26 protein-coding genes are annotated in these 26,586 nt (G+C 42.0%); 13 read left to right on the forward strand and 13 right to left on the reverse strand.

Going from position 1 to position 26,586, the window contains the following annotated elements; genetic code table 11:
* Window positions 1-4 precede the first annotated feature (4 nt).
* From GSF13_RS11700 to GSF13_RS11710, 3 genes are read left to right on the forward strand one after another with little or no spacing between them, the layout of a single operon-like run.
* Window positions 5-508: a GNAT family N-acetyltransferase gene (locus GSF13_RS11700; protein ID WP_211868439.1), complete on the forward strand. Its 504-nt coding sequence runs from the start codon at window positions 5-7 to the stop codon at window positions 506-508.
* On the forward strand, window positions 501-1,820 hold the full coding sequence (locus GSF13_RS11705) for a DUF4910 domain-containing protein (RefSeq protein WP_211868441.1): 1,320 nt from the start codon (window positions 501-503) through the stop codon (window positions 1,818-1,820). Before GSF13_RS11700 ends, GSF13_RS11705 begins: the two co-directional genes overlap by 8 nt.
* The gene (locus tag GSF13_RS11710; protein WP_211868444.1) at window positions 1,813-2,796 is read left to right on the forward strand and encodes a GNAT family N-acetyltransferase; all 984 of its coding nucleotides are present in this window, start codon (window positions 1,813-1,815) and stop codon (window positions 2,794-2,796) included. Before GSF13_RS11705 ends, GSF13_RS11710 begins: the two co-directional genes overlap by 8 nt.
* A gap of 247 nt (window positions 2,797-3,043) precedes the next feature.
* On the opposite strand, the gene GSF13_RS11715 is transcribed toward GSF13_RS11710, so the two are convergent.
* From GSF13_RS11715 to pseB, 12 genes are read right to left on the reverse strand one after another with little or no spacing between them, the layout of a single operon-like run.
* The gene (locus tag GSF13_RS11715; RefSeq protein ID WP_211868446.1) at window positions 3,044-3,736 is read right to left on the reverse strand and encodes an acylneuraminate cytidylyltransferase family protein; all 693 of its coding nucleotides are present in this window, start codon (window positions 3,734-3,736) and stop codon (window positions 3,044-3,046) included.
* A gap of 2 nt (window positions 3,737-3,738) precedes the next feature.
* Complete coding sequence (locus GSF13_RS11720; protein WP_211868448.1) at window positions 3,739-4,902, reverse strand: aminotransferase class I/II-fold pyridoxal phosphate-dependent enzyme; 1,164 nt, start codon at window positions 4,900-4,902, stop codon at window positions 3,739-3,741.
* On the reverse strand, window positions 4,903-5,598 hold the full coding sequence (locus GSF13_RS11725; RefSeq protein ID WP_211868450.1) for a hypothetical protein: 696 nt from the start codon (window positions 5,596-5,598) through the stop codon (window positions 4,903-4,905).
* Window positions 5,595-6,239 carry a class I SAM-dependent methyltransferase gene (locus tag GSF13_RS11730; RefSeq protein WP_211868452.1) on the reverse strand — a complete coding sequence of 215 codons (645 nt, stop codon included), beginning with the start codon at window positions 6,237-6,239 and terminating at the stop codon, window positions 5,595-5,597. The genes GSF13_RS11725 and GSF13_RS11730 overlap by 4 nt, the downstream gene beginning before the upstream one ends.
* Entirely contained in the window at window positions 6,232-6,996 is a 765-nt protein-coding gene (locus GSF13_RS11735; protein WP_211868454.1) for an amidohydrolase family protein, read from the reverse strand. Before GSF13_RS11735 ends, GSF13_RS11730 begins: the two co-directional genes overlap by 8 nt.
* Window positions 6,983-8,188 (reverse strand): ATP-grasp domain-containing protein, encoded by a 1,206-nt coding sequence (locus tag GSF13_RS11740; RefSeq protein ID WP_211868456.1) that lies wholly within the window; start codon window positions 8,186-8,188, stop codon window positions 6,983-6,985. The genes GSF13_RS11735 and GSF13_RS11740 overlap by 14 nt, the downstream gene beginning before the upstream one ends.
* Complete coding sequence (locus GSF13_RS11745; RefSeq protein ID WP_211868459.1) at window positions 8,181-9,176, reverse strand: hypothetical protein; 996 nt, start codon at window positions 9,174-9,176, stop codon at window positions 8,181-8,183. The genes GSF13_RS11740 and GSF13_RS11745 overlap by 8 nt, the downstream gene beginning before the upstream one ends.
* Window positions 9,157-10,212 (reverse strand): pseudaminic acid synthase, encoded by a 1,056-nt coding sequence (pseI, locus tag GSF13_RS11750; protein ID WP_095728214.1) that lies wholly within the window; start codon window positions 10,210-10,212, stop codon window positions 9,157-9,159. Before pseI ends, GSF13_RS11745 begins: the two co-directional genes overlap by 20 nt.
* 10 nt (window positions 10,213-10,222) lie before the next feature.
* A complete protein-coding gene (locus GSF13_RS11755) occupies window positions 10,223-11,533 on the reverse strand; it encodes an aminotransferase class III-fold pyridoxal phosphate-dependent enzyme (protein ID WP_211868461.1) in 1,311 nt (436 codons plus the stop codon).
* 12 nt (window positions 11,534-11,545) lie between these two features.
* Entirely contained in the window at window positions 11,546-12,406 is an 861-nt protein-coding gene (locus GSF13_RS11760; protein WP_211868463.1) for an aldo/keto reductase, read from the reverse strand.
* Window positions 12,397-13,554 carry a UDP-4-amino-4,6-dideoxy-N-acetyl-beta-L-altrosamine transaminase gene (gene pseC, locus GSF13_RS11765; RefSeq protein ID WP_211868465.1) on the reverse strand — a complete coding sequence of 386 codons (1,158 nt, stop codon included), beginning with the start codon at window positions 13,552-13,554 and terminating at the stop codon, window positions 12,397-12,399. The genes GSF13_RS11760 and pseC overlap by 10 nt, the downstream gene beginning before the upstream one ends.
* Before the next feature lie 10 nt (window positions 13,555-13,564).
* The gene (gene pseB / locus GSF13_RS11770; RefSeq protein WP_211868467.1) at window positions 13,565-14,566 is read right to left on the reverse strand and encodes a UDP-N-acetylglucosamine 4,6-dehydratase (inverting); all 1,002 of its coding nucleotides are present in this window, start codon (window positions 14,564-14,566) and stop codon (window positions 13,565-13,567) included.
* 223 nt (window positions 14,567-14,789) lie between these two features.
* Between pseB and GSF13_RS11775 the strand changes: the two genes are divergently transcribed.
* Complete coding sequence (locus tag GSF13_RS11775) at window positions 14,790-15,575, forward strand: flagellin (RefSeq protein WP_211868469.1); 786 nt, start codon at window positions 14,790-14,792, stop codon at window positions 15,573-15,575.
* Window positions 15,576-15,723: 148 nt separating this feature from the next.
* A complete protein-coding gene (locus GSF13_RS11780) occupies window positions 15,724-17,163 on the forward strand; it encodes a sigma-54 dependent transcriptional regulator (RefSeq protein WP_069018753.1) in 1,440 nt (479 codons plus the stop codon).
* Between the two features lie 67 nt (window positions 17,164-17,230).
* On the opposite strand, the gene GSF13_RS11785 is transcribed toward GSF13_RS11780, so the two are convergent.
* Window positions 17,231-17,830 carry a DNA-3-methyladenine glycosylase I gene (locus GSF13_RS11785; protein ID WP_206471582.1) on the reverse strand — a complete coding sequence of 200 codons (600 nt, stop codon included), beginning with the start codon at window positions 17,828-17,830 and terminating at the stop codon, window positions 17,231-17,233.
* Between the two features lie 236 nt (window positions 17,831-18,066).
* Between GSF13_RS11785 and GSF13_RS11790 the strand changes: the two genes are divergently transcribed.
* The 8 genes from GSF13_RS11790 (at window position 18,067) to fliJ (ending at window position 26,575) form a co-directional block, all read left to right on the forward strand.
* Window positions 18,067-19,167, forward strand: a complete 1,101-nt coding sequence (locus GSF13_RS11790; RefSeq protein ID WP_174168552.1) for an ATP-binding protein — start codon at window positions 18,067-18,069, stop codon at window positions 19,165-19,167.
* On the forward strand, window positions 19,164-20,543 hold the full coding sequence (locus GSF13_RS11795; RefSeq protein WP_010606354.1) for a sigma-54 dependent transcriptional regulator: 1,380 nt from the start codon (window positions 19,164-19,166) through the stop codon (window positions 20,541-20,543). The genes GSF13_RS11790 and GSF13_RS11795 overlap by 4 nt, the downstream gene beginning before the upstream one ends.
* Before the next feature lie 258 nt (window positions 20,544-20,801).
* Window positions 20,802-21,134 carry a flagellar hook-basal body complex protein FliE gene (fliE, locus tag GSF13_RS11800; protein ID WP_010369155.1) on the forward strand — a complete coding sequence of 111 codons (333 nt, stop codon included), beginning with the start codon at window positions 20,802-20,804 and terminating at the stop codon, window positions 21,132-21,134.
* A 20-nt stretch (window positions 21,135-21,154) separates the two neighbouring features.
* Window positions 21,155-22,873: a flagellar basal-body MS-ring/collar protein FliF gene (gene fliF / locus GSF13_RS11805; protein WP_086003757.1), complete on the forward strand. Its 1,719-nt coding sequence runs from the start codon at window positions 21,155-21,157 to the stop codon at window positions 22,871-22,873.
* The gene (fliG, locus tag GSF13_RS11810) at window positions 22,866-23,906 is read left to right on the forward strand and encodes a flagellar motor switch protein FliG (protein ID WP_010369151.1); all 1,041 of its coding nucleotides are present in this window, start codon (window positions 22,866-22,868) and stop codon (window positions 23,904-23,906) included. Before fliF ends, fliG begins: the two co-directional genes overlap by 8 nt.
* Before the next feature lie 3 nt (window positions 23,907-23,909).
* Entirely contained in the window at window positions 23,910-24,725 is an 816-nt protein-coding gene (fliH, locus tag GSF13_RS11815) for a flagellar assembly protein FliH (RefSeq protein WP_211868471.1), read from the forward strand.
* A gap of 72 nt (window positions 24,726-24,797) precedes the next feature.
* Window positions 24,798-26,129: a flagellar protein export ATPase FliI gene (gene fliI, locus GSF13_RS11820; RefSeq protein WP_211868473.1), complete on the forward strand. Its 1,332-nt coding sequence runs from the start codon at window positions 24,798-24,800 to the stop codon at window positions 26,127-26,129.
* Entirely contained in the window at window positions 26,129-26,575 is a 447-nt protein-coding gene (gene fliJ, locus GSF13_RS11825) for a flagellar export protein FliJ (protein WP_010369144.1), read from the forward strand. The genes fliI and fliJ overlap by 1 nt, the downstream gene beginning before the upstream one ends.
* The last annotated feature ends 11 nt before the right edge of the window (window positions 26,576-26,586 follow it).

Below are 26,586 nucleotides of genomic sequence, written 5' to 3' on the forward strand. Positions count from 1 at the left end.
TTTTATGATTTCCACAAAAAGATTTTTCTTGAATGAGCTAACGCAAGAGCACGCAACAAAGCGATACTTATCTTGGCTAAAAGGCAGTGAAGCTAGGTATCTAACTAATACTAATTTTAGTATTGATGAGCTAAGAGATTATATTGAGCAATTCAGACTTGATGAGAACTGCTTTCTGCTAGGAATATTTGATAAAGCTGAAGGTGTACACATAGGCAATGTGAAATTTGAGTTCTTAAAAAAGGATAAAAGTATTGTTGAGATGGGGATCCTAATTGGTGAGAAATCTTATCAAGGAAAAGGTGTTGCTGCCGAGGTGATTTGTGCATTTGCAGAGTATGCCAGCTCGGAGTTTGACACCGAATTAATGGTTTTGGGAGTTAGTAAAAATAATACGCGTGCAATATCTGTTTATCAAAAGATAGGCTTCAAACTTGAGCAGAGACCTCTGTCAAAAATTGATAGTGAGGGAGGGCTGTTAATGTCTTGGAGCATTAAGAATGATTAAATCATCAAGTTATTTCATGAGTATTGCTAGCGAAATGCACCATTGGGCCAAGCAGCTATTTCCAATTTGCAGAAGTATAACTGGCGAGGGTGTTAGGGAAACACTTGAGTTTATCAAAAATGAACTGCCGAATCTTCAAGTGCATTCAGTGCCAACTGGCACGGATGTGTTTGATTGGACTGTTCCTCAGGAGTGGCTAATCAAGGATGCTTTCGTAGTTGGCCCGAATGGTGACAAAATAATAGACTTCAAGCACAATAACCTGCATGTAATGAGCTATTCCATAGCTGTTGACGAAGAACTAACTTTAGGTGAATTGCAGGAGCATCTTTACTCATTGCCTGAGCAACCAGACGCCATACCTTATGTTACCTCATATTATGCTCCAAGATGGGGTTTTTGTCTCACTGACAAGCAAAGAAAGCAACTTGGTGAGGGGATCTATAAAGTACACATTGACTCTGAACACTTTGATGGCGAGCTAAATTATGGAGAGCTCTATTTAAAAGGAGAGACTGAGGAGGAGGTGTTAATTTCTACATATATTTGCCACCCTTCAATGGCCAATAATGAACTATCTGGGCCTGTTGTATCTATGGCGCTATTTAGGGAATTGCAGAAATTAAGCTCTAGAAAATACAGCTATCGCTTTGTTTTTGTCCCAGAAACAATCGGAGCAATTACATTCTTGTCAGAAAGGCTCGAAGAGATTAAGAACAAAACTATGGCAGGTTATGTTTTAACTTGCATTGGAGACGATAGGAATTTTTCTTATCTACAATCAAGGGCAGAGTGCACACTGTCTGACCGCGCAGCAATACATATGTATAAACACTTTGCACCAAATTATCGTTTATATAATTATTTATCTAGAGGGAGCGATGAAAGGCAATATTGTGCACCAGGAGTTGACTTACCTATTGGCTCAATAATGAGAACAAGGTATGGAGATTATCCTGAGTATCATACCTCTTTGGACGACTTAAACCTTGTAACGGAGAGTGGACTAGCTGGAGGTTTAGAGTCTGTTTTTCGTGCTATATGTTTAATTGAAGCCAACTCGACATATGAGGTGACAGTACTTTGTGAGCCGCAGTTGGGTAAAAGAGGGCTGTATCCAACTTTAAGCAGTATGTCACTTGACTATACGGATATCAGAACTTTGACTAACTTTATTGCTTATTGCGACGGCAAACATGATTTGATATCCATTGCTGAAAAAATTGATGTAAATGCACTTGAATTAATCTCAATTATTCACATGTTGTTAGAAGAAGGTTTGATTAAAGAAGTAGAGGGAAAGCATGGCTAAATTGGACAAGTATAGAATGGTTGCTTGCGCTATCGATGAAAGTTGGGATTCTTTAGTTAGATCTTCAAATAATTCAACCCCATTTGCTTTGTCTTGTTTTATTAACTCTTTAGTTGGAAATTTTTCAGCTTTTATATGTAAGAAAGGAGATGAGGTAGTCGCGGGATGCTTGTTAGCCCTTGATAGTCTCTCACAGAATGTCATAGGGCATGAGTTAGTTGTTCACGATGGGATATTTGTAAAAGAATTAAAAGACTTAAACCAAGCTCAGAAGAGCTCTGAAGAGTTTAAAGCCTTGCAATGTATTGCCGAGTTTTTGGTTGATAATTACTCAAGTGTTCAGGTTACATTATCCCCACTCTTACAGGATATTCGGCCTTTCCAGTGGGTACACTATCATGATGATAAGCCTATGTACGTGGAGTCGATCCGGTATACATGTAAAGCTGATATCAAAGAGTTCAAAGAGCTTAAGCGACCTTCAATGTATAGGTTATATGAACAAGCGTCTGTATCAAGGAGGCAAGCAGTTCGTTACTCTTACCGAGACCAAGTTGTCGTCAACGAGTCTGTAGATGTAGAAGCATTTTTGAATTTATATTGCAGAACTTTTGAACGGCAAAAAATTAAATTAGATGAAAATATCCTGCCGCAAATGCGCAGGCTCCTAACGAAATTATTAAAATCTGAAAATGCACTGATGGTTGAAGCAAAAACTGAATGTGGAAGCTTAGCGAGTATGGCGGTGTTTGTTTGGCTCGGAAATACTGCATATTACCTTTTTGGTGCGAATGATTTTGCATATAGAAATACTTCCACAGGGACTGCTGTTTTATGGCAAGCATTTACAATACTTGCGAAATTAGGTATTGAAGTAGTTGACTTTGAAGGGGTAAATAGTCCTGATAGAGGATGGTTTAAACTTAGTTTTGGTGCTGTAATTAGTCCATATTACTGTTTAAGCTATCAGTGGTAGATAGCTTCTATATTAAAAGCAGAATTTCTTGAGCTACAGATTTTTTGTATGGCATTTCAATTTTATATTTTGCTAATCTATTAATTGCTATATCTTGTATCAAACGTTTGAGCTTAAACGTGTAGCGAATTGAGCTGGTGAGCTTTGTTTGCTCTAGATAGAAGGAGCTTTTCCATGATTTGCTATTTGCAAACTAGTTATGGGCTTTGATTGGAGAGCTCCTTCTAGCAACACAGTAGATGACATTCTATCTCGATGTTTCGTATTCACTATAGCTTTCTTCAAGTCGATGCCAGTCATCCATGGTATCAACATCAATCGCTCTATTTGCTTGTAGCACAATCGGGGCGATAGGTGTGTGCTCTAAGAACATATTGTGTTGCTTCATTGTTTTATAATTAAACACGTAAAAGTTACCGCTATCAATATATGACTTAGGCAAGCTTTTCGTCTGCGCTAGGTAGGCATCAGGATGCAATGGAGATAAGTGGCCTGTCTCATCTTCGATGAGTGCCAACATAGGATGATGAAGATACTCGGTGACGCTCATGACTAAGTTGTGTTGACCTTGATTGAATTTATCAATTCCAGCGGAATAGTCATGGGGTTTTATAAGTGCGGAAGTTGCCAAGGTAAAAAGCACATCAGTTGAGCTAAAGTGTTGGCCAAAGCGATCCAAGTCATATTTAACAAGGTCCATAAACCCAGTTTCATCATCACTTAACGTTGATATTCTTGATGATAGTGTGACCACTTTATCGTATTTATCAACTAGTTGTTTTACCTCATCACTGTCGGTGGAGACAGCTACACCTTGCAGGTTGGGACACTGGAGCAGGTTTTCAATGACGTGGCAAATAATGGGCTTGCCAGCAAGGTGCTTTATATTTTTTTTCGGTACTCGCTTTGAGCCGATTCGAGCAGGTATGTATGCAAACATGATTAAATTTCCAAGGCTATAAGTATATCGAGTGCTGTCATGATATCGCTCAGATTTGTTGAGAAAGTAAAACGAATAAAATCATGATAGTTTTCGCCAAATGCGTTGCCGGGCGTAAGCGACAGCTTATGTTGCTCTAACAGCAACTCACAAAACTCGATAGCGCTGAGATTAAAGCGGCTGATATTTACCCAGATATAGAATGTGCCTTGCGAAATGCTGGTACTTTTCTCTAACCAAGTGCCCTGAATTTTATCAAGAATTTTAGCTCTTCGATGAGCATATGTATCGACTTGCTCGGTTTGCAATTTTGCTACTTGAGGGTCTTGTAATGCACATACTGCGGCAAGCTGTGAAGCTGGGTTGAGGCAGGTACTTTGAAATTGTAGTAATTTATTAACTTGTTTAGCAATCTCGGCGTTGGAATATAGATAGCCTACACGCCATCCTGTCATTGCATATGACTTCGAGAAACTAAATACTGAGATGATCTTCTGATAATCAGGGGCAACGGTTTGAATGCTGGTATGGGTCGTGTTGAATATAATGTCTTCGTAGACTTCATCACTAATGATGTATATATCCCTTTTTCTGCAAATCTCAGCGAGCTCTTTAAGTAGTGAAATTGGGTACACGGCTCCAGTGGGGTTATTTGGGCTATTAATTATGATGGCTTTTGTTTTAGTGCTCAATAGCGATGCTAATTCTGTGAGGTCAGGAATGAAGCCAGCGGACATCTGAGTTTTTAAAATCTTGACCTTTGCCCCTGCAAGTAGCGCATCACTTTGGTACGCGAGCCAAAAGGGGGCAATTAATACAACTTCATCACCAGGGTTTATAATACTAGCCAACGATAATTGAATCGCTTGAACTGCTCCATGCGTAATACTTACGTTGGTGCTATGCGCTTGTTTAAATTTATTTTTTTCTATTAACTTCATTGCAACCGCGCTTTTTAGCTGAGCTAAGCCTGAGCTTGCACAGTAATGTGTATTGCCATCATGAAGTGCTTTGATGAGCGTTTGCACTATGGGCTGTGGGGTTGCAAAATCGGGGTCGCCAGTTTGTAATTGTAGTACAGGTTTACCATCGGCAATCATTTCTCTAACACGGTTGGCAAGAGCAATATTAGTAGATTCTCCCATCAAACTTAACTGATTATTCATTTACGAGCCCTTTAATGACTTAAGCTGTTGTATGTGCACTTCACTGAGCAATGACTTCTCCTCTAAATAAGCCTTTTCACAGACAATTTTTTTAGTATCCCATTTAAGAGTATCTAAACAAAAAAACCAAATATCTTCTTGTATTTCAATTGTGTGTAAGCTCTCTAATGTTTCTTCATTAATTCTATCTTGCTCAATGATAACTACGCCACCATCATCACACACAGCAATTGCACCTTCATATTTGTTTAGATATGCTTGTTGCTTTGCTTCAGGGAATGAGCCTTGATCTTGATTAACGCAGCCAATTGGTGTGGTGCCTGTACACCAAATACTCATTCTTTGCCTTTTGACGGCTGCTATATCTCTCAAAAAACCATCCACCACAAGTGCTTGTGCTTCTTTATAAAGCAAACAATACTTACTCACTAACTCACCCAGTACTGCTTTATTGTCACATTCATGGGTCAGTACGAGCGCGATTTCGTCCTTTTCTATCGCGCGGACTTGGTCATGAACATGATAATTAGACCCATGACTGGCAAAAATGCAGCGGACTATACCGACTTTATGTTGCTCTGGCGTTACAGGTAACACTTGTTCTAATGCACCAGTCTTTCCCAAAGCATCTGCAACCTCTGTTGTAGAAACCCGATTACTCTTTATGTAGTCCACAATTTTAGCTTTAATACTCATATGTTTCTCCCGGGTTTAAAAACTTGCAATGTGAATTCCCATAATGGATAGTTTTGATCCAATACGAATTTATTTGTTAAAGGTTTGATCCAGCCTAAGATATCTAAGCTATTGTAGTGAAAGTTTTTATCGAGTTGGTAATCAACTTGATCAGATAAGAAATTGAATGCCATCGTCTCATGTACTATAGAGAAAGTTTTAGTGATGACTCGCTGAGCATGAGCCAAATTATCGCTAATTTTATAACTTAGCATGCCAGAGCTGAGCGCTATATCAATTTGTTTATGCTCGTTTGCATCAGCGAACTCAAATATATCACCAGCGAAAAACTCAACATTATCCCGCCCTGAAAACCGAGAGCTTGCTTGTTCTATCATTTTGTCTGCGATGTCTATTCCGACATATCGGTAGTTTTGTACTTGGTTAGCATCGAGAAAATGCACCAAGTCACCTAAACCACAGCCAATATCTAAAATAGTTTTGTTATCTAGTTTTAATGTATTGATTAACCGTTCAAATCGTAAAAATTGGGTGGCTTGATCTCGCCAGCCAACAGAGCCAATACAATCACCTTGGGCATAGAAGCGGTCGTTGTAAAAGTTTTTGATTTGCTCGTAATCTTCATTGTTCAATTCAGTCACGGATCAAATCCTCAAAGTTTTGTACCAGTATCTTTTCGAGTGCTTCGCCTTGAACATTATATTTTTTGAACTGTTCTAAGCTTTGTGTTAAAGAATCGCTTAATGAACGATCAGGGTAGTCAGAGCCATAAAAAATGCGATCGTATCTCATGCTTTTCATCGCATACATTAGGTCATCTACCACGCTGCTGCCTCGGTAATACAATAGTGAATAAGAGCAATCCATAAATACATTCGGTAAGCGCTTTGCCAGCATCATAAAATCAATGACTTTATGTCCGCCCATATGAGCCCAGATAAATGAGGTGTCTGGACAGGCTTTAGCTAGCCGGGCAAAAGCAAGAGGATCAAAGCCTTGCATCAAAGCTGTGCCATCTGGAAATGCATCTAATAATACAGGTGCGTTTAGCTCTCCTGAATATCGGCATAATGTAATGACTCTCTCATCATCGGGTGAATATTTTTGTAGCCTCGGGTGCAGTTTGAGCCCTTGATAACCAAGCTTACTAATTGAAAGTGAAAGCGCTTGTTTAGCATCTTCATCCATAGGGTGAATATTAACAAAGGGAATAAATTTGCCTTTGCCGCTAAGCGCTTTAGCTAACTCTTCTTTACTCCAAGGCTGAATTTGTAGGTGAAGTAGCACCGCTTTGCTAATGTTTGCACTGGTCATTTGATGTTCGAGTTCGTTTATGGCCTCATCTAATTTTGGGAATTGCCATGAGTTCAAGTGTAAATGAGCATCAATTACTTTCATTGGGTGTTACCTCATAACTTATCGTTGTTAGGGCTGTTTGGTGCAGTTTTTGAGTGTGCTCACTGTTAACGCCAGATGTTAATAAATATCCTAATCTGGCTCCATCGCAATTAGCTGATGTCACCTTATCACCAATTTCAAAGAAGTTACCTCCTTCACAACCTTCAATATTTGCTAGCTGTTCAAAATTGGCAATAGCGCTTATTGTTCCTTCACTGCTTGGGAAAAACTCTAAAATAGCGTGTTTAGGTGTAAACGTTTCAAGCTTTGGTTGCTCACCACACGCAATTCTTATTGTCAATGGCACGATTTCCAAACCCGTAACTTTAGGAATTAAAGACTCGAAGACTAAAAAGCCGCCCCCTCTACCAGCCACTTCAACAATGGTGATATTATTTTGAGCATCTAGTAATATTTCTGCGTGGCCAATGCCATCAAAATAGCCAAGGCTACTGTATGCGTTATTAATCGCGTTGTGAATTTTATCTAATAATTGCTCTGAAAATGTCGCTGTTTCTAGTTTGTACGCTACCGTATAGTTACTTTGTGGTAATTTACTTTTTTCGGTGATTGCAAGAATGGTACTTTGCCCATTTATTTGTAATGACTCGACGGTATACTCTTCACCTGTCACAAATGCCTCTAATATAACTTCTTGGCTTTTGGAGTGTTGCAGTGCACTTTGAAAAACATGCTCTGTTAATTGTGCTTTATCAGTTAATTTTTGTACCCCCCGACTGCCAGCTGAATCTACAGGCTTAATGATAGCGGGGAAAGGGATTTGATGGGCTTGTTCAACAAGAGCATCAAAGTTTGAGCTACATATAAAACTTGGGTTGGCCAATGATGGGATATTCTGCCAAGCTGACCTTTGTAGTTTTTTACTTGTTAACCGCTGACTTATAACAAGACCTGGGCCTGGTAAATTGAAATGGTCGATTATCAACCCTGCCAATGTCATACCTGCATCAGAGCATATGCTTAGGCAACCGGCTATAGATTTATTGCTAAGGGCTGTCAATATTTCTTGTATAGCGCAAAACGGCTTACAAATTACTTCATCGGCATATTTAAAACCAAGTGCACTTTCATCACTATCAATGGCAACTACTTTATAGCCAAGGCGCTTTGCTGCTACTATTCCACACAGTTGCCAGCGACCAGCTGTAACTGCTACAAACCATTTACTCATAGTGCTCCACTTTTTGAGTTTGCTTATCAGCAATTAGCTGTTCGCATAATTTTAGGATTCTGTTCACCCCGTAGCCATCAATGGTATTTTGCTGTGAAACTGTCATTTTTTGCCTTATCTGAAAATCTTGTACTTGTTGCCATGCTTTTTGATAGTCATCATCAGCATCAATTGCTAGTTCATAGTGAGCGATATCATTGATAAACATTTTTTCTCGCTCATTCTGTGCGCGTACGATACAGGGTGTACCAAGGTATGACAGCTCAAAAAGTGACGTACCACAACCACAAAATGCTAAATCTTGATTTGACATATAGTGTGCTAACTGGACAGGTGCGCTGTGAATATTCACAGTTGCTTTCTTTGAGTTTTGCATGTCACAAACCTGCTTGTAAAGCGGGTTTAGTGGGCCTAAGATTACTGTGATATTTAACTTTTTATCCAGTGATAACAGGAATTCCAGCGTAGAAAGCGTGTACTGGTTTGGATCGCTACCGCCGTACATAATCAATACATTGTGAATTTGTTGTTGAACCTTTTTGGGGGTTCGGTAGTTTTCGAACTTTGGTGCAATGATTGCGAATTCTAGCCCCGCGACAGCTTTGCATTGCGCTTCACCAAGCTTGGCAGGAAGCGACTTCAAGTTGATTATCAAGTCTGCGGGGGCTGTATTTTGGTAGTGGTCTAAACTGACAACATAGCAGGAAAATTGTTTTTTAGCTTGTTGTATCGTGAGTACTGGAGCATCCAGTTGATCACTTATAATAATGTCACATTGTGTTAGTTGCTCGATACTGTGGATAATAGTGACATTAGTTAAGCGCTCATCAACTATGTCCAAGCCTTCTGGCAAGAGCAAATAGCTTTTGTTATGTTTGCTATATGTGGCAATACTTAAGCAGCGACTAACATGCCCAAAGCCGACTGCTCTGCCACATATAGGCGCAAACAATATGGTGCATGTGTGTTCATTGGTCAGTGACATCATCTAACGATGCTCTTGTTGCAAACGACAGTTCACGCTTGGCCTTCTTTCCCAGCATATTGGGTAAGTATTTTGGGTGTAACCCAAGGCTCGGGCGCACACTTTTGATATTCTCCAGAGTGATAGTTTCACCTTGTTTAATATCTTTGCTGTAGTATAAAGAGCGTCTTCCCCTTAAACTTTGACGAGCCGTCTTGGTTAGCTCATAGGTTACTTGGCCAAGCGCACTTTCAGTATTGCGAACGTTTTTTACCAAGTTTGCAAACTCTGTTGCCGTTAATGAAAAAAAACTATCGACAGATTCATTATCATCATCCAGCTTTATATGCTTTTCAATGAACTTAGCACCCAACGCTACGGCTGCAATTGGTACAGTATCTCCCTGTGTATGGTCAGAAATACCTACAGGACAAGAAAACCTCTGCTTCATATCAACAATTGTATTTAGGTTAACCTCTTCATAAGGGGTGGGGTAAGCACTTGTACACTTCAAGAGAATGTACTGTGAGCAGCCATGCTTTTTTAAAGTTGATACTGCCAACTCAATATCATGCAATTCGGCAACTCCGGTGGATAAAATAACGGGTTTTTTAGTTTTAGCGACACATTCTAGCAAAGCTAGATCGGTTATCTCAGGAGAAGCAACTTTATACGCAGGGGCATCGAGAGATTCAAGTAGTTCTACAGCGGTTGCATCAAATGGCGAAGAAAAAAGGGTTAGGCCAAGTTTCTTCGCTTCTGCAAATAGTTGTTCATGCCACTGCCAAGGAGTATGAGCTTCTTCATAAAGCTCATAGAGGTTTTTATGCTTTGCCCAAGGGCTTGTAGTAGGTAACTGAAAGTCCTCAGTGTTGGCGTTTAGGGTAATGGTTGATGCTCGATAGGTTTGCAGTTTAACAGCATCAACGCCTGCAGCTTTAGCTTGGCGTAAAATCTCTAGAGCATCATCGATGTTACCACCATGGTTACCTGACATTTCAGCAACAATATAACAAGGAGATTCGTTGCTAATTTGTTTGCCGGCAATTCTTAACTTCATAACTTTTTGCCTAATTTAGTCGTTTAAATCCACTTGTTGCTGGTGTTACTTGTGTTTCAAAGAGTCCACTGTCAATGGCCTTTTTTAGTTTTTCAAAAGCATTATCCACTGCCGATAAGTAACCATCTATATGAGTCTGAGTGTGTGCATACATTGCATAATATAAGTTTGATGCTAGATAGCCTTGTTTTAACATAAGCTGTACAAAGTAAGACTTCAAAGTCATAAAGTTATCGTATTGCAAACCAAAGTGGGCGAGGGCAGGGATGCCACCGATTGAAATTTTTAAGCCGTGCTTATTTGCTAATTCTTGCCAACCAGACATGACTTGTTCGCCCATATGCGCTAAATGTTTTTCCACTTGGTTTTGCTCAAAAGTACGGATGGTCGCCAGCGCAGCGGCTGGACCTACACGTTCTGTCCACATGGTACTAGATATAAACGAATCTTGGCTGTGCTCCATCCATTTTTTTTTGCCGATGATAGCGGCGATAGCGTGGCCATTTCCAAGTGCTTTGGAAAATACGGCAATATCTGGTGTTATACCCAACTTTAGGTGCGCACCACCACAGTTGAGCCTAAAACCCATAGATATTTCATCGATAATCAAAGGTACGCTGTAGTCTTTACAAAGCTGCTCTACTTTTGGCCAATAGTCTTCATCAGGCATATAATTGCGAAAAGGTTCCATTACAACACCAGCCATTTCATGCCCATGTCGTGCCATGATTTTTTCAAGCTCTTCAATATTGTTATAACCAAATGGTATGGAGGTACCTGCCAAGCTTTTGGGCACTCCTTTGGGCGCTAACCCTGGAATGAGATGCTCATTTAAAGCTTTATCTGAGCTGACATTAGCGGCTATGTACCAGTCGCTCCAACCATGGTAACCACAAAATGCGATCTTTTCTTTGCCTGTTGCTGCTCTAGCAATTCTTACTGCAACCGACATAGCCTCCCCACCACTGCGGGTGTATTTGACTTGTTCAGCCCAAGGGTGGAGTTGTGTTAACAGCTCGGCTAATTCAACCTCTTCAGGACAATTAAGCGAGCTACTTACGCCGTTGTTGATCGCATCAATCACTGCTTGGTTAACTTCTTCTGTTGCATAACCTAGTACATTTGCACCGATCCCTGCTATGCTCATATCAATATATTCATTACCGTCCAGATCCCATATTGTTGCTCCTGTTGCCTTTTGATAGTAGGTTGGCCACGCATCTGGAGAGAACATGTCAGGTCTTTTAGATAGGAGTTGAGTTCCACCAGGGATCAGCTGCTTTGCTTTTCCCAGCATTTTATTACATTTATTAAGTTTCAATTTGTTTCGCACCTATAATTTCCAATTGACCGGATTTATAAAGTTTTCATCTTCTGTAGCTAGGCTAACAAGTTGACTATGATCAATATCACATTTGTTATAGCTATTAATAATATCGGCAAGTTGCCCAAGAGAATTAGCACCAATTACAATTCTATCAACACTATTTAAGTGTTTTGCAATCCCTAGACATAACTCTATTGGATTGGTATCGAGCGAGGCGATCAGCTGCTTGTAATGTCTAAACCAGTTTTTCCACGGTTCGAAGTAGTCAGGTATACTTGTCATTAGCAACAACCCTTGTAGAAAAACTGAGCGTATATGCACTTCACAACCATTTTGCTTTAACTGATTTAGCAGCCCAGTATTTAAGGCGCTTTGATCTGCTACATTAAGTGGCAATTGCACGATGTCTAGCTGATTGCTTTTACACAAATTTAAAATAGGTTGTTGCGAATAAAAAGATGCACCAACCTTGGTAGCAAACTGTGAACGCTTTAATTCTTGAAGTAGTACATCACATTCAGGCTTTGATAAATCTCCGGCATTATGCAGCATAATGGCATGCAGCTGGGTAACATTGAGTTGTTTGACTGTGTTTTCGACCTCTTGCAAGCAGTTGTCTATGTCAACGGTAGCTAAACGCTCGCCTTGTATCGGTTTGAGTTTACTCACCACTTTGAATGGGGATAGGTCTCTTTTACCCAAGCGCTCAATGGCGTTACCATATGCTGTGGCAGTATCTAATAAGTCAATGTTATGCTTCGCTGCCAAGTTAAGTATGGAATCAAGCTCACTATCGAGGGTCTTACCTTGAGGATTATTCACACCATAGTCCAGACCAAACTGAACAGTACCTAAAGCTAATCGCATAATGCTTGCTGTAATTCCTTTATAACTAATGTTTGCTCTGGCTTCGTCATCGTTGGAAATAGAGGGATGGTGATAGCCTGCTGGTAGTACATTTCAGCATTAGGAAAATCGCCAGCTGAAAAACCAAGCGCTTTGTAATAGGGTTGTAGATGAATAGGAATATAGTGCATATGAGCGCATATTCCCCTCTTTCTAAGGTGGCATATCAGTGCGTTATGAGCCATTTTAGCTTGCTTGTGTAATCGAATAATAAATAGGTGGTAGCTAGAATAACAGTTAGAGTCTTGCGCTAAGTGTTCGACGGGCAGCCCAACGAGGTGTTGCATGTAGTGTTTAGCGTATTGATTTCTAATGGTTACGAACTCGTCTAACCTTTTGACTTGACTAATTCCAAGAGCAGCTTGTAGTTCAGTCATTCGATAATTAAAGCCAAGCTCTAGTTGTTGATAATACCAAGGGCCATGGCTAGGTTCGGTCATATCTTCTTGTTTATTGGTTACGCCATGGCTTCTTAAACGCTGCATTGATTTATTTAAATATGCGCAATTGGTTGTTGCCATGCCACCCTCGGCAGATGTCACAATTTTGACGGGATGAAAGCTAAAGATTGTTATGTCTGAATACTGACATCCCCCTACCGCTTTGCCCAGGTACTTTGCTCCAATTGCATGTGAAGCATCTTCGATAATTCGAATACTATATTTTTTTGCCAGCTTATGGATGTTTTCCATGTCGCAAGATTGGCCCGCTAGATGTACAGGAATGATGACTTTGGGGAGTTTATTGAGTCGTTTGGCTTCAACCAGTTTCTCAGCCAACTTTTCAACTGACATATTGCCCGTCTCTAACTCAATATCGACAAAATCAATGTGTGCGCCACAGTAAAGAGCGCAGTTAGCCGACGCAACAAACGAAATTGGTGACGTCCAAACATAATCGCCTTTACCAACTCCAATTGCTAAACAAGCAATATGTAACGCCGATGTTGCACTATTGGTTGCACACGCATATTTAGCTTCACAATAATCCGCTATAACTTTTTCAAACTCAGGCACTTTTGGACCTTGAGTGAGCCATTGAGAGTGTAAAACTTCAATCACCGCTTCAACATCTTGCTCACTGATATCTTGTTTACCGTAAGGGATCATAATTTATCGTTCACAGCAGCGCATTTTTATTAAATTCAACAATCTCATCTACGCTTAGGTAGTGGTTATTATCAAGGGAGTTGTATTCAAAACCCGATTGCACAGGTCTGCCTTTTTCCCCTAAAGCATTAGTCGTGAAGTCATTGCTTCTACTACTAAACTTTATACCTGGGGCGATGATAAAGTGGTCGTCATACTCATATGTATCAAAACAAAGATCGGAAGGGCACATAACTTCATGCAGTTTTTCGCCAGGCCTAATACCAGTTACTTTTTTTGGAAGGTGAGGAGCCATTGCTTCTGCTAAGTCGGTAATTCTAATTGAGGGTATCTTGGGTACGAAAATTTCGCCACCTAACATACGTTCAAAGTTAGTTAAGACAAAGTCAACACCTTGTTGCAGGCTAATCCAAAAGCGAGTCATTTCCTCATGGGTAATGGGAATATGGTCATGACCTTGGTCGATAAATTTTTGGAAAATAGGCACTACAGAGCCACGCGAGCAGACAACGTTACCATACCTAACAACAGAAAAAGTCGTTTTGTGACCGCCTGCAATATTGTTAGCAGCAACAAATAACTTATCAGAAGCAAGTTTTGTCGCACCATATAAGTTTATAGGGTTTGCAGCTTTATCAGTCGAGAGAGCAATGACTTTTTCTACGTTATTATCAAGGGCTGCATCAATCACATTCTCTGCACCATTAATATTAGTTTTAATGCATTCCATTGGGTTGTACTCAGCGGCAGGCACTTGTTTTAACGCTGCGGCGTGAATCACATAGTTAACTCCGCGCATTGCTCGGCGCAGCCTGTCTTTATCGCGTACATCACCGATGAAATATCGCATACAGGGTTGGTCAAATTCTTGTTGCATTTCGAACTGTTTTAGCTCATCGCGCGAAAATATGATGATTTTCTTTGGCTTATAACGATCTAACAATGTTTTGACATATTTCTTGCCAAAAGAGCCTGTGCCGCCGGTTATTAAAATGGTTTTATTATCAAACATAGGGTGTCCACCTACAGGTGCAATCAAAACTTTACAGTATCGGGTATCGAAACTGCTTTAGATATCTTATCGATACAATAAATTAGCTACTACTCAATACTTTATATCACTTCTATCGGTTTTGCAGTATTTATGCCAGCCATTGCAGGAAATTTAACGACTATGATGACTTTTTGCTCACAATAACGTAGATTTAAACTAATGATAGTGAATGGGGGTAAATATGAAAATCCAATCACAAAGTACTGCTTTTTTTAATCGCACGGAGCAAACTGCTAATAAACTCAATCAGCAACTGGCTTCTGGTAAGAAGGTTAATTCTGCTGCAGACGATGCTGCGGCTTTGCAGATCATTAACCGTTTGACGTCTCAGCAGGACGGCTACAGTCAATCCATTCGTAACGCATACGATGGTATCTCGTATTCGCAAACCGCTGACTCGGCATTATCTGGTGTGAATGATGCAGTTTCCCGGATTAGAGAATTATCGATTCAAGCCGGTAATGGGGCGCTGACAGATAGTGACCGTCAAGCATTGCAAGAGGAAGTGTCGCAGCTGCAAACGCAAATCAGTGAAACGTTTGAAAATACTACATTTGGTGGCGCACAAATTTTTGACGGTGAGTCTCGTAGTTTTCAGGTAGGTCCTGACGCTAATACCACTCAGTCGCTACAGCAGACTGATGGTGGTTTTGCCAATGCAATATTGAGTGTAGACATTTCGACGCAAGCGGGTGCCCAAGCTGCCATTGATGCGGCAGATACAGTCTCTGAAGATTTAAACAGCCAACGCGCTGGGCTTGGCGCATTTGAAAATGCGGTATCTAGTACAATTCGCTCTGCAAGTAACCAACGTGAGAACATTGCGGCGAGCCAAAATCGAATTCAAGACACCGATTACGCGCAAGCGGTGAGCGATCAAGTTGCCAACGATATTTTATCGCAAGCTTCTATTGCTTTGCGTGGTCAAGCTAATCAGTCTTCATCATCGGTACTAGGTTTATTATAAATTAATACCAAAGTATTGATATAGAACAGCTCTAGTGGCGATTTTTTGGCGTTAATGTCAAAAAGTTGCCACTTAGGTATTGCATCCCCCTTAATCTCTCTTACAATCTAACTATTGAAAAAATTTTAAGTAGATTGGTTCTCAAGCAATGGTCTTGATCTTAGATAACAACAACAAAAGAGCGATCGGATTAGGTGCGGCACTTAGTTTTGTCGGTCAAGCAAATGAAGTGCTGGCCGAAGAGCGTTATGAGCCCAAGATCCTTGATAACAACCAAGAACCAATTTTTGTGCTAGGCGCTTTGCAAAGCTTAACACACGAAGCGTTGATAAAATCTCATCCCGCCGTCCCGTTTTTATTAATAGGTGAAACGCTCAGGCCGCTACTTGCATTACCGAATGTAATAGGGCTCATCACCGAACCCTTTGGGCAAGAAGTCACGATGCAATTGCTACATGACTGTCAGCAATATTTACGCATGCTTCCAAATAAAGAGAACAAGCTACTAAATAAGAGCTTTGATGGTTTAGTTGGGGAAACCGAAGCGGTTAAAAACGTTCGTTTCTTGATTTCTCAAGTGGCTAAAACCGACGCCAATGTCCTTATTTTGGGTGAATCGGGAACCGGTAAGGAAGTGGTTGCACGTAACGTACACTTATTGTCTAAACGTGCGCAGGGACCATTTGTGCCAGTTAACTGTGGTGCTATCCCTGGAGAGCTGTTAGAAAGCGAGCTTTTTGGTCATGAAAAAGGTGCGTTTACTGGCGCGATTTCAGCCAGAAAAGGGCGTTTTGAACTTGCGCAAGGAGGTACGCTTTTTCTCGATGAAATCGGTGATATGCCACTGCAAATGCAGGTGAAATTGTTACGAGTTTTGCAAGAACGCACCTATGAACGAGTCGGGGGCACAAAGCCTATTCAGGCAGATGTTCGTGTGATTGCCGCGACGCACCGGAATCTTGAAACCATGATTGAAGATGGCAAGTTTCGCGAAGACTTATTTTATAGACTCAATGTATTCCCCATTGAAAACCCCTCTTTAAACGAGCGTGCGGAAGATATTGCGCTACTGCTAAAAGAACTAACGCGTAGAGTAAATGAGCAAACGGGCAATTCGGTTAAGTTTACCGATAGAGCCGTAGACAGCTTAAAGTCGCACGCTTGGCCTGGGAATATTCGAGAGCTTGCAAACCTTGTGGAACGAATGGTGATTATGTTCCCAGACAAGGTTGTAGATGTGACGGATTTACCACAAAAGTACCGCTATATAGAAGTCGAAGCGTTTGAGCCTGAATATCCAGAAGAACTATTAGAAAAAGATGCGTTCAATGAACTATTTAGTGATGGTTTTAGTGACGACGAAGAGGACATGGTCGCGGAAGATTTTGCGCCGCAAGCACCGAATGTTGGCTTACTGCCGGACGAGGGGATAGAGTTAAAAGAATATTTAGCAGAGCTTGAAATTGATTTGATCACTCAAGCTTTGGAGCGCTACGATTATGTGGTTGCTCGAGCGGCTGAAATCTTGGGCGTTCGCCGTACAACATTAGTTGAGAAGATGAAAAAGTATAATCTCAATCGTGACTGATAGTTTATCAATTACTACCGGCTCAACTCAGCAAGGCCGCTTAATACGCGGCCTTGTACTTTATTGTTTAAAGTTGAGTAAAATCCAAGTCTTGATAACCGGCAATAATGGTTTGTTTGCAAAAACAGTTATCGGCATGGTCGTTAACCATGCCGCAAGCTTGCATATGTGCATACACGGTCGTTGAGCCTAAAAACTTAAACCCACGTTTTTTTAAGTCCTTGGCAAATTTGTCGCTGAGTTCAGTGGTGGCAACGGCATCGTGTTTGTCACGCATGGGGTTGATAACAGGCTTGTAATTAACAAATTGCCACTGGTATTTTGCAAAGCTGCCAAACTCTTGCTGAATTTCAATAAATCGCTTAGCGTTGTTTATCGTTGCTGCGATTTTTGCGCGGTTTCTAATAATTCCGTCAAATGCTAATAGCCGCTCGATATCTTGCTCTGTCATCTGGCTCACTTTGTGTACATCAAAATCGTGGAATGCTTTTCTATAGCCTTCACGTTTTTTCAAAATGGTATACCAGCTTAAGCCAGCTTGTGCAGATTCCAATGTGATAAACTCAAACAAGCTCTGGTCATCCAGTACAGGTCTTCCCCATTCCTTATCATGGTATTCAACATAATCGGGTTTGCTCTCGTCCACCCAGCCGCATCGTATTGTCATTGTTGGCTCTCTTCTATCAAATTGTGAATATGAATAAGCTAAATGATTTATTACGCCAACTACTCATTGCGGCATCACATTTGGCTTTCAAAAACTCTAGCACAATGCTGTATATAAAAACAGTGTCAATAAATTGATATTGTTAAGTGTTATATAACTCTATGTTTTAAAAGGAATATAAAGTTGGATCGTTTTTTGCTTTTATCCATTGAGTTTATTTTTAAGAGAGCGGAAAAATGGCATTAGCACATGTTATTAATCCACAATTTGTACCAACGACGAATCGCTACAATCCTTGTTTGCTGCAAGAAGCCTACGTCGGTGAGCTAAGCGACCTTAGGCAGCAGGCGAGTTGGTTAAGCCATCTTGTTGATACTATGCCAGCAGGTGTCGTGGTACTTGATGGTCAAGGTATGATTGCCAAGGCGAATCAAATTGCGATGGATATGTTGGGTGAACCACTCGAAGGTGAAAAGTGGTTTAGCGTTATTCAGCGTTCATTTCGACCACAGCAGGACGATGGTCATGAAGTCTCTCTTAAAGATGGCAGAAGAATTAAGTTAGATATTACCGCGCTAACACCGGAACCTGGGCAACTCATTTTGATGACAGATCTCACCGAGACGCGCCGGCTCCAAAGTCGTGTTGCGCATATGCAAAGATTAAGTGCGTTAGGAAAAATGGTTGCCTCATTGGCGCATCAAGTGCGTACGCCGTTATCGGCTGCGATGTTATATGGTGCAAACCTAGGTGCAGCTAATCTTCCTTCGGCTTCTCGAGAAAAGTTTCACGATAAGTTGATGTCTCGGTTAAAAGACTTAGAAAGCCAAGTTAATGACATGCTGTTGTTCGCTAAAAGCGGTGAACAACAAGTGGTTGAGCGAGTGTCAATGCAACAGTTATTGAGTGAAGTCAAAGCGGGTGCTGACGCTATGGTTGAGCTTAACCAAGCAAAGTTGGAAGCATTTTTACCCGAGCCAGATATCGAAATATTAGGTAATCGTACGGCGCTTGCAAGTGCGATCCAAAACCTGATCCACAACAGTATTCAAATAATTGGCAGTGCGGCACACATTGAACTTAATGCAGAGCGCGAGCCGTGTGGCGAGTATGTACGTATCTCAGTTGTTGATAATGGTCCTGGTATTGATGAAACCTTAGTCGACAAGTTGTTTGAACCATTTTTTACAACTAAGTCGCAGGGGACTGGGTTAGGACTTGCGGTGGTTAATTCGGTCGCTAACGCACACAAAGGGTTTGCACAGGCAGACAATATTGAAGGCAAGGGTGCGCGTTTTAGCTTGGTACTACCACTAATTGAGGCGGAGGAACTATGAGTAACAGAGTTTTAGTTGTTGAAGATGATGCTGGTTTAAGAGAAGCACTCATTGATACATTGCAGCTTTCAAATATCGAGTGCGTAGAAGCAAGTTGTGCGGAACAAGCCGTTTTATTGCTAAAGCAAGAAACCTTTTCTTTGGTGGTGAGTGACGTGCAAATGGGTGCCATGAGTGGGCTTGACTTGTTAAAGACCATTAAACTCAACTATCCCGAATTACCGGTATTGATGATGACAGCATACGCGACCATTGATGATGCGGTTGAAGCGATGAGATTGGGTGCCATCGACTATATGGCTAAGCCATTTGCGCCTGAAGTATTGCTTAATATGGTTGGACGTTATCTACCTGAGAAGGAAAAAGAGACAGACGGCCCCATTGTTGCCGATCCAAAGAGTATTAAACTACTTGAACTGGCTGCAAAAGTAGCTAAGTCGGATGCCAGCGTTATGGTACTTGGACCGAGCGGTTCAGGTAAAGAAGTGTTGGCTCGCTATATTCACGATAAATCCGACAGAGCAGATGAGCCCTTTATCGCAATTAACTGCGCTGCAATCCCAGAAAATATGCTCGAAGCGACCCTGTTTGGTTACGAAAAGGGGGCATTTACAGGTGCCATTCAGGCGTGTCCTGGAAAATTTGAGCAAGCACAAAAGGGAACGATTTTGCTTGATGAGATCACAGAGATGGATTTGGGATTACAAGCAAAATTACTTCGCGTGTTACAAGAGCGCGAGGTAGAGCGTTTAGGTAGCAGAAAAACCATTTCACTGGACGTCAGAGTGTTGGCAACCAGTAACCGCGATTTAAAAGAAGCGGTGGAGGATGGGGTATTTAGAGAAGATTTATATTATCGCCTCAATGTTTTCCCACTAGAGTGGTTGCCACTGAAGGACAGAGCGGGTGATATCGCAGTGTTAGCCGAGCATTTGTTGGTAAGACATACGCAAAAAGCAGGCAAGCCAACACCTATATTAAGCAGCGGTGCAAAGCGCAAGCTCAGTTCACACAGTTGGCCTGGAAACGTAAGAGAGCTAGACAACGTTATTCAACGTGCCCTGATTTTGTTCCAAGGTAATGAAATTCAAGAAGATGATATTTTTATCGAAAATTTCTCACCGATGGCTTTGATTGAGTCTGCACCACTTGTAAATCATGAAGCATCAGCTTTAATGGAGCGCTCTCAAGGTGAGGATGAAATCATTAGCTATAAAGATGAGTTACAGGATAAAGAACACCAAATTATTTTAGATACGCTAGCAAAGTTTAATGGTAAACGTAAAGAGGTGGCGGAGGTGTTAGGTATGAGTCCTCGCACACTTCGCTATAAGCTGGCAAAAATGCGAGATTTAGGGATTGCACTACCCGCTTAACCTAAGTTACCTGAGTTTATAAACAATGAGTTAGCTTATTGCTTTTCCAAACCTCAGGTTAAGCTTTATCTGCTAATTCAAATTTACTCAGGCGCCTATTAAAGATCAGCAGATCTTAGGCGCCTAGTTTTCACTTCTATGCACTGCCAATTTTTCGACATGCTAAAAATATTTCAACATACTGAAAATTAACGATTTTAAGTTGGCACGTTTTCTGCTTTATTACAGGTAACTAAGAGTTATTTTGAGTAAAGCATCATGAAAGTACAATCATCAGCGCTATTTCAAGAAATGCAGGCAATGGCTGCAGAAGCGACGAGAAACACACAGCCATCAGTGCAGCCGGTTAAGACGGCGGCATCTTCGTCGGCTCAGTTTGGCGATTTACTCTCAGACGCACTTAATACGGTTCATGGCTTACAACAAGAAGCGAAACAAAAAGTCACCGCTGTTGAAATGGGTGACAGAAGCGTTTCTCTTGCAGAAGCTATGATAGCGAAACAAAAATCGTCGGTCGCTTTTGAGGCAACAGTGCAAGTTCGTAATAAACTTGTTGAGGCCTATAAAGAAATCATGAGCATGCCAGTTTAATTGAGTGACTGTGGAGAGTAATCGTGGCTACTAATCAATCAACAGATCTTACGCTTTCCGATGCAGCGCTGAATAATGACAGCGGATCGGATGAGCAACAAGAGCAAAAATCAGGCTACTTCAGTGCGCTAAGCGGTGTTGATATGTTGCGCCAGGTTACTCTGGTTATTGCCCTTGCTATTTGTTTAGCAATCGCAATCTTTATTATCATTTGGGCGCGCCAACCAGATATGCGCCCACTTGGTAAATACCCAACAGAAGAACTCGTCGAAACGTTAGACTTTTTAGACCAACAGAAAATTGAATACCAATTAGATGGTAATATCATTTTAGTCGCTGAGTCGGACTATCAAGACATAAAACTACGCATGGCGCGTGACGGTTTTACCCAGTCTCCGAGTTCTGGCACTGATATTCTGATGCAAGATATGGGTTTTGGTGTTAGCCAACGTCTTGAAAGAGAGCGCTTAAAACATAGCCGTGAGCAACAACTTGCGAGAACAATTGAAGAGTTACAAGACGTAAATCGTGCAAAAGTGTTACTTGCAATTCCAAAAGAAAACGTCTTTGCACGTCGCGAGAAAAAGCCCTCTGCAACCGTAGTTATTACCCTTAAACGTGGCAAAACGCTTGGCGGCGAAGAAGTTGATTCAATCGTAGACATTGTGGCATCAGCGGTACAAGGCCTAGAGCCTTCACGCGTGACTGTCACCGATCAAAACGGTCGTCTACTCAACTCTGGTTCTCAAGACTCTTTAGCTGCGCGCTCGAGAAAAGAGTATGAAATCGAACGTAAGCGTGAACAAGAATATCTAGAAAAAATTGATAGTATCCTGATCCCAACTGTAGGTCTTGGTAACTTTACCGCGCAGGTTGACTTAACGATGGATTTCAGCGCAGTTGAAGAAACGCAAAAACGTTATAACCCAGATTTACCTGCGGTTCGCAGCGAAACAACGTATGAAGAAAATAATATTGGTGGTTTAGCTGTCGGTATTCCGGGTGCGCTGACTAATCAGCCTCCAGTGAACTCAAATATCCCAGAGGTTGCTGGGCAAGGCGGCAATGGTCAAAGTGCAACACCAAGCAGTAATCAAAAAGAAGCAACCCGTAACTATGAATTAGACACCACTATTAGCCATAAACGTCAGCAAACAGGTGTTATTCGCCGGATCAGTGTGAGTGTGGCCGTTGACTACCTCGCAAAACCTGATGCTGAAGGTAACATGGCAATGGCGCCGCGTACGCAAGAAGAGCTAAATAACATCCGTCGTTTGCTACAAGGTGGTGTGGGCTTTGATATGCAGCGAGGTGATGCACTAGAGGTAGTGACTGTGCCATTCGTGCGTGAAGACCTCACTGAAATGCAAGAGATACCACTTTGGGAGCAAGATTGGTTCCAAAAGACAATCCGTCTTGCAGCAGGTACCTTAGTGATCATTGTGCTAATCTTAGCGGTAGTAAGACCTATGCTTAAGCGTCTAATTTACCCAGATGATACGCTTGAAGATTTTGATGAAGATGCGTTGACCAGTGGTGTAGATTTAGGTGACAGTACACTCGATATGCTAAATAACGAATTCGATGAGTCTGCGGTTGGCTTCTCTTCTGACGGTAGATTACAATTGCCAGACTTACATGGCGACGAGGACTTACTCAAAGCAGTACGTGCCTTAGTTGCTAACGAACCAGAACTCTCATCACAAGTTGTGAAAGCGTGGTTGACAGAAGATGACTGATCAAGAACAAAAACAATTGCCCGCAGCCTTTGACGTTGACAAGCTAGATGGCGTCGACAAGGCTGCCATCTTACTGCTTAGTTTGACTGAAGAAGATGCGGCTCAGATTTTAAAACACCTAGAGCCGAAGCAAGTGCAAAAGGTCGGTATGGCGATGGCCTCCATGGATGACCTATCTCAGGCTAAAATTGCAGCTGTGCATAATTTGTTTATCGAACAAATTCAAAGCTTTAGTACGATAGGTTTCCAATCTGAAGACTTTATTAAGAAAGCGCTAACTGCAGCGCTTGGTGAAGACAAAGCGGCAAGTCTTATTGACCAAATTGTGATGGGATCTGGTGCAAAAGGGTTGGATTCGTTGAAGTGGATGGACTCGAAGCAAGTTGCCAATATTATCCGCAACGAACACCCGCAGATCCAAACGATTGTATTGTCTTATCTCGAGCCTGAGCAATCCGCCGAAATCTTGTCTCAGTTTCCTGAGAAAGTACGCTTAGATTTAACAATGCGTATTGCAAACTTAGAAGAAGTACAACCTGCGGCACTGCAAGAACTCAACGAGATCATGGAGAAGCAGTTCGCTGGTCAAGCTGGTGCACAAGCAGCGAAAATGGGTGGCTTAAAAGCCGCTGCAGATATCATGAACTACTTGGATACCAATATTGAAGGTCAGTTGATGGATTCAATCCGAGAACATGACGAAGAAATGTCGCAACAAATTCAAGACCTCATGTTTGTGTTTGAAAACTTGATGGATGTCGAAGACAGAGGTATCCAGGCTATTCTGCGTGAAGTACAGCAAGACGTACTGATGAAAGCAATTAAAGGCGCGGACGAATCTTTAAAAGAAAAGATTATGAAGAATATGTCTAAGCGTGCTGCTGAGATGATGCAAGATGACCTTGAGGCTATGCCTCCAGTGCGGATCAGTGAAGTGGAAGCTGCACAAAAAGAAATTTTGGCAACGGCTAGACGTTTGGCTGACTCAGGTGAAATTATGCTTGGTGGCGGCGGTGGTGAGGAGTTCCTATAAACCATGGTCGATAAAAAGTTGTATAAAGGCCGCCCAGTCAGCACCGAAGCACTGGATGAGTTATTAGAAAACTGGCCCATTCCAGATGTTACGGATAAGCCCGAAAAATACCGAGGTCGTTCTACGGCCTTCGGTACGCCGTTGGAAGAGTTGTATACTAAGAGAGAGGTGAGCGCAGAACCTGAGCAGCAAGAGCCTGAATTCCCTACTTTGACCATTGAAGAATTAGAGCAGATCCGTCAGGATGCCTACGACGAAGGAATAAAGCAAGGCCACGAACAAGGCTATATTGAAGGCTTTGACAAAGGAGTTTCTGAAGGTAAAGAAGCCGGTTATAAAGAAGGCGTAGAAATAGGTAAAGAAAAGGGACTTGAGGAAGCACAACCTCTCATTGAAGAAAGGATGAAAGCGCTATCCACTATTTTAGATGGCATGCAAACGCCACTGAAAAAGGTTGATGATGAGTGTGAAAAGCAGCTGGTTGTACTCGTCAATTTATTGGCAGAGCAGGTTATTTTTAAAGAGCTCAAGACCACGCCTGAGCTCATTTTAAACGCGTTGAAAAAAGCGATGGACGCGCTGCCTGTCAAAGATCAATCAGTACGCATCCATTTGCACCCCGAAGATTTAGCTTTAGTGCAAGCCATGTACGGCGAGGAACATATACAATCACAGCATTGGCAGTTACTTCCAGAGCCGACGTTGGACAGAGGTGGCTGCGAGGTGAAAACACCACAGTCATCCATTGATATGACGCTTAAAAACCGTATTAGCGAAGTGTTGGAATCATTTTTGCAGGATAGCGGTATAAACCAATAATACTGCACTGTTATCAAGATAAGCGAAGCAATCAAATCAAGATAACGATGCTTTCCTAAGGTAATTGCGAACATGTCGACATCTGCTGCAATGAGCGAGCGCATCAGTAAGTATCAGAAATTTATCAAACCATATGGGGTTGCGGTTGCTGGCAGCCTCACCCGTGTGGTTGGCCTCACCCTTGAAGCTAGGGGGCTAAGTGCTCCCGTCGGCAGTCAATGTAAAATCGAGACGCTGGGCGGCTTTATTGATGCAGAAGTCATCGGTTTCAATCAAGAAACGCTTTATCTTATGCCAAACGACCATATTACAGGCGTCCTTCCTGGAGCGCGAGTGATCCCAAAAGTTAAGGATGCTGGATTACCTGTCGGAATGGGTCTACTTGGCCGTGTAGTTGATGGACTTGGTAGACCACTAGATGGTCTTGGTGCCATTGACGCTGAGAAGCATCTAAAATTTGCCGCAGCGCAAATCAACCCACTTGCAAGACGCCCAATTGACTCACCAATGGATGTAGGCGTGCGTGCGATAAATTCGATCGTGACAGTGGGTCAAGGCCAACGTATGGGGCTGTTTGCAGGGAGTGGTGTGGGTAAATCGGTATTGCTTGGCATGATGACACGAGGCAGTGAAGCGGATGTTATTGTCGTTGGCTTGGTTGGTGAACGTGGTCGTGAGGTGAAAGAATTTATCGATGAGATTTTGGGCGTCGAGGGTAGACGCCGCTCCGTAGTGGTTGCCGCTCCCGCCGATGCCTCACCGCTGATGCGCTTAAAAGGCTGTGAGAGTGCTGTGACTATTGCGGAGTATTTTCGCGATCAAGGATTAAATGTACTGTTGTTACTGGATTCGGTGACGCGCTATGCCATGGCACAACGTGAGATAGCGCTTGCTGTAGGCGAGCCGCCAGCCACAAAAGGGTATCCGCCTTCCGTGTTTGCAAAGCTCCCAGCGTTGGTTGAACGCGCAGGTAATGGTGGTGAGGGACAAGGCTCAATTACCGCATTCTTTACGGTATTGAGTGAAGGTGATGATATGCAAGACCCTATTGCCGATGCCGCGCGAGCTATTTTGGATGGTCATATTGTGTTATCACGAGAGCTTGCCGATAGTGGTCATTATCCAGCGATAGATATTGAAAAGTCCATTAGTCGAGTCATGCCGCAAGTGGTGTCAGAGGCACACATGCAGCAAGCCAGAGTGCTCAAGCAAGTCTATTCAATGTACCAGCAAAATAAAGACATGATCACCTTAGGTGCTTATCAACGCGGAAGTGACCAGATGCTAGATCAGGCGATAAGCATGATGCCTGCTGTGAATAACTTCCTTCAGCAAGGCATGAAAGACGTGATCAATTATGACGAGTGTTTACAAGGCCTCGCTAAGCTACTAGGACAAGCATAATGGCAAATAACAAACTGACTTTATTGCTTAAGCTAGAAAAAGACAAAGAAGATAACCTTCGAGCGAATTTTGTTCAAGCGCAGCAGCACTTAGCAACAAACCAACAACGGTTATCGGGACTAAACGATTTCCGTCTGGAATACAGCATGCAGCTTCATAGTAAAGCACAAGTTGGTCTGTCTAGTGGCGGTTTCAATCAATACCATAACTTTATTAATAAGATTGAGCAGGCTATTGATCAGCAAGCAAAAACGGTCAACACCGCGAAGCAGGTGGTTGAACAACGCCGCAAGCTATGGCTAGCACAGCAGGCTAAAACGAAGGCAATTGAAAAGCTTATCGAGAAGCAAGCTCTCGCGAAGCAAACTCGTCTAGCCAAAGCAGAGCAAAAGATGCTTGATGAGTTTGCAACGAATCAGTTTGTACGAAGAGAGCGTGCTTGGTAAGTTGGCTCGAA

The sequence above is a fragment of the Pseudoalteromonas sp. M8 genome, from assembly GCF_018141365.1.
Classification (GTDB): domain Bacteria; phylum Pseudomonadota; class Gammaproteobacteria; order Enterobacterales; family Alteromonadaceae; genus Pseudoalteromonas.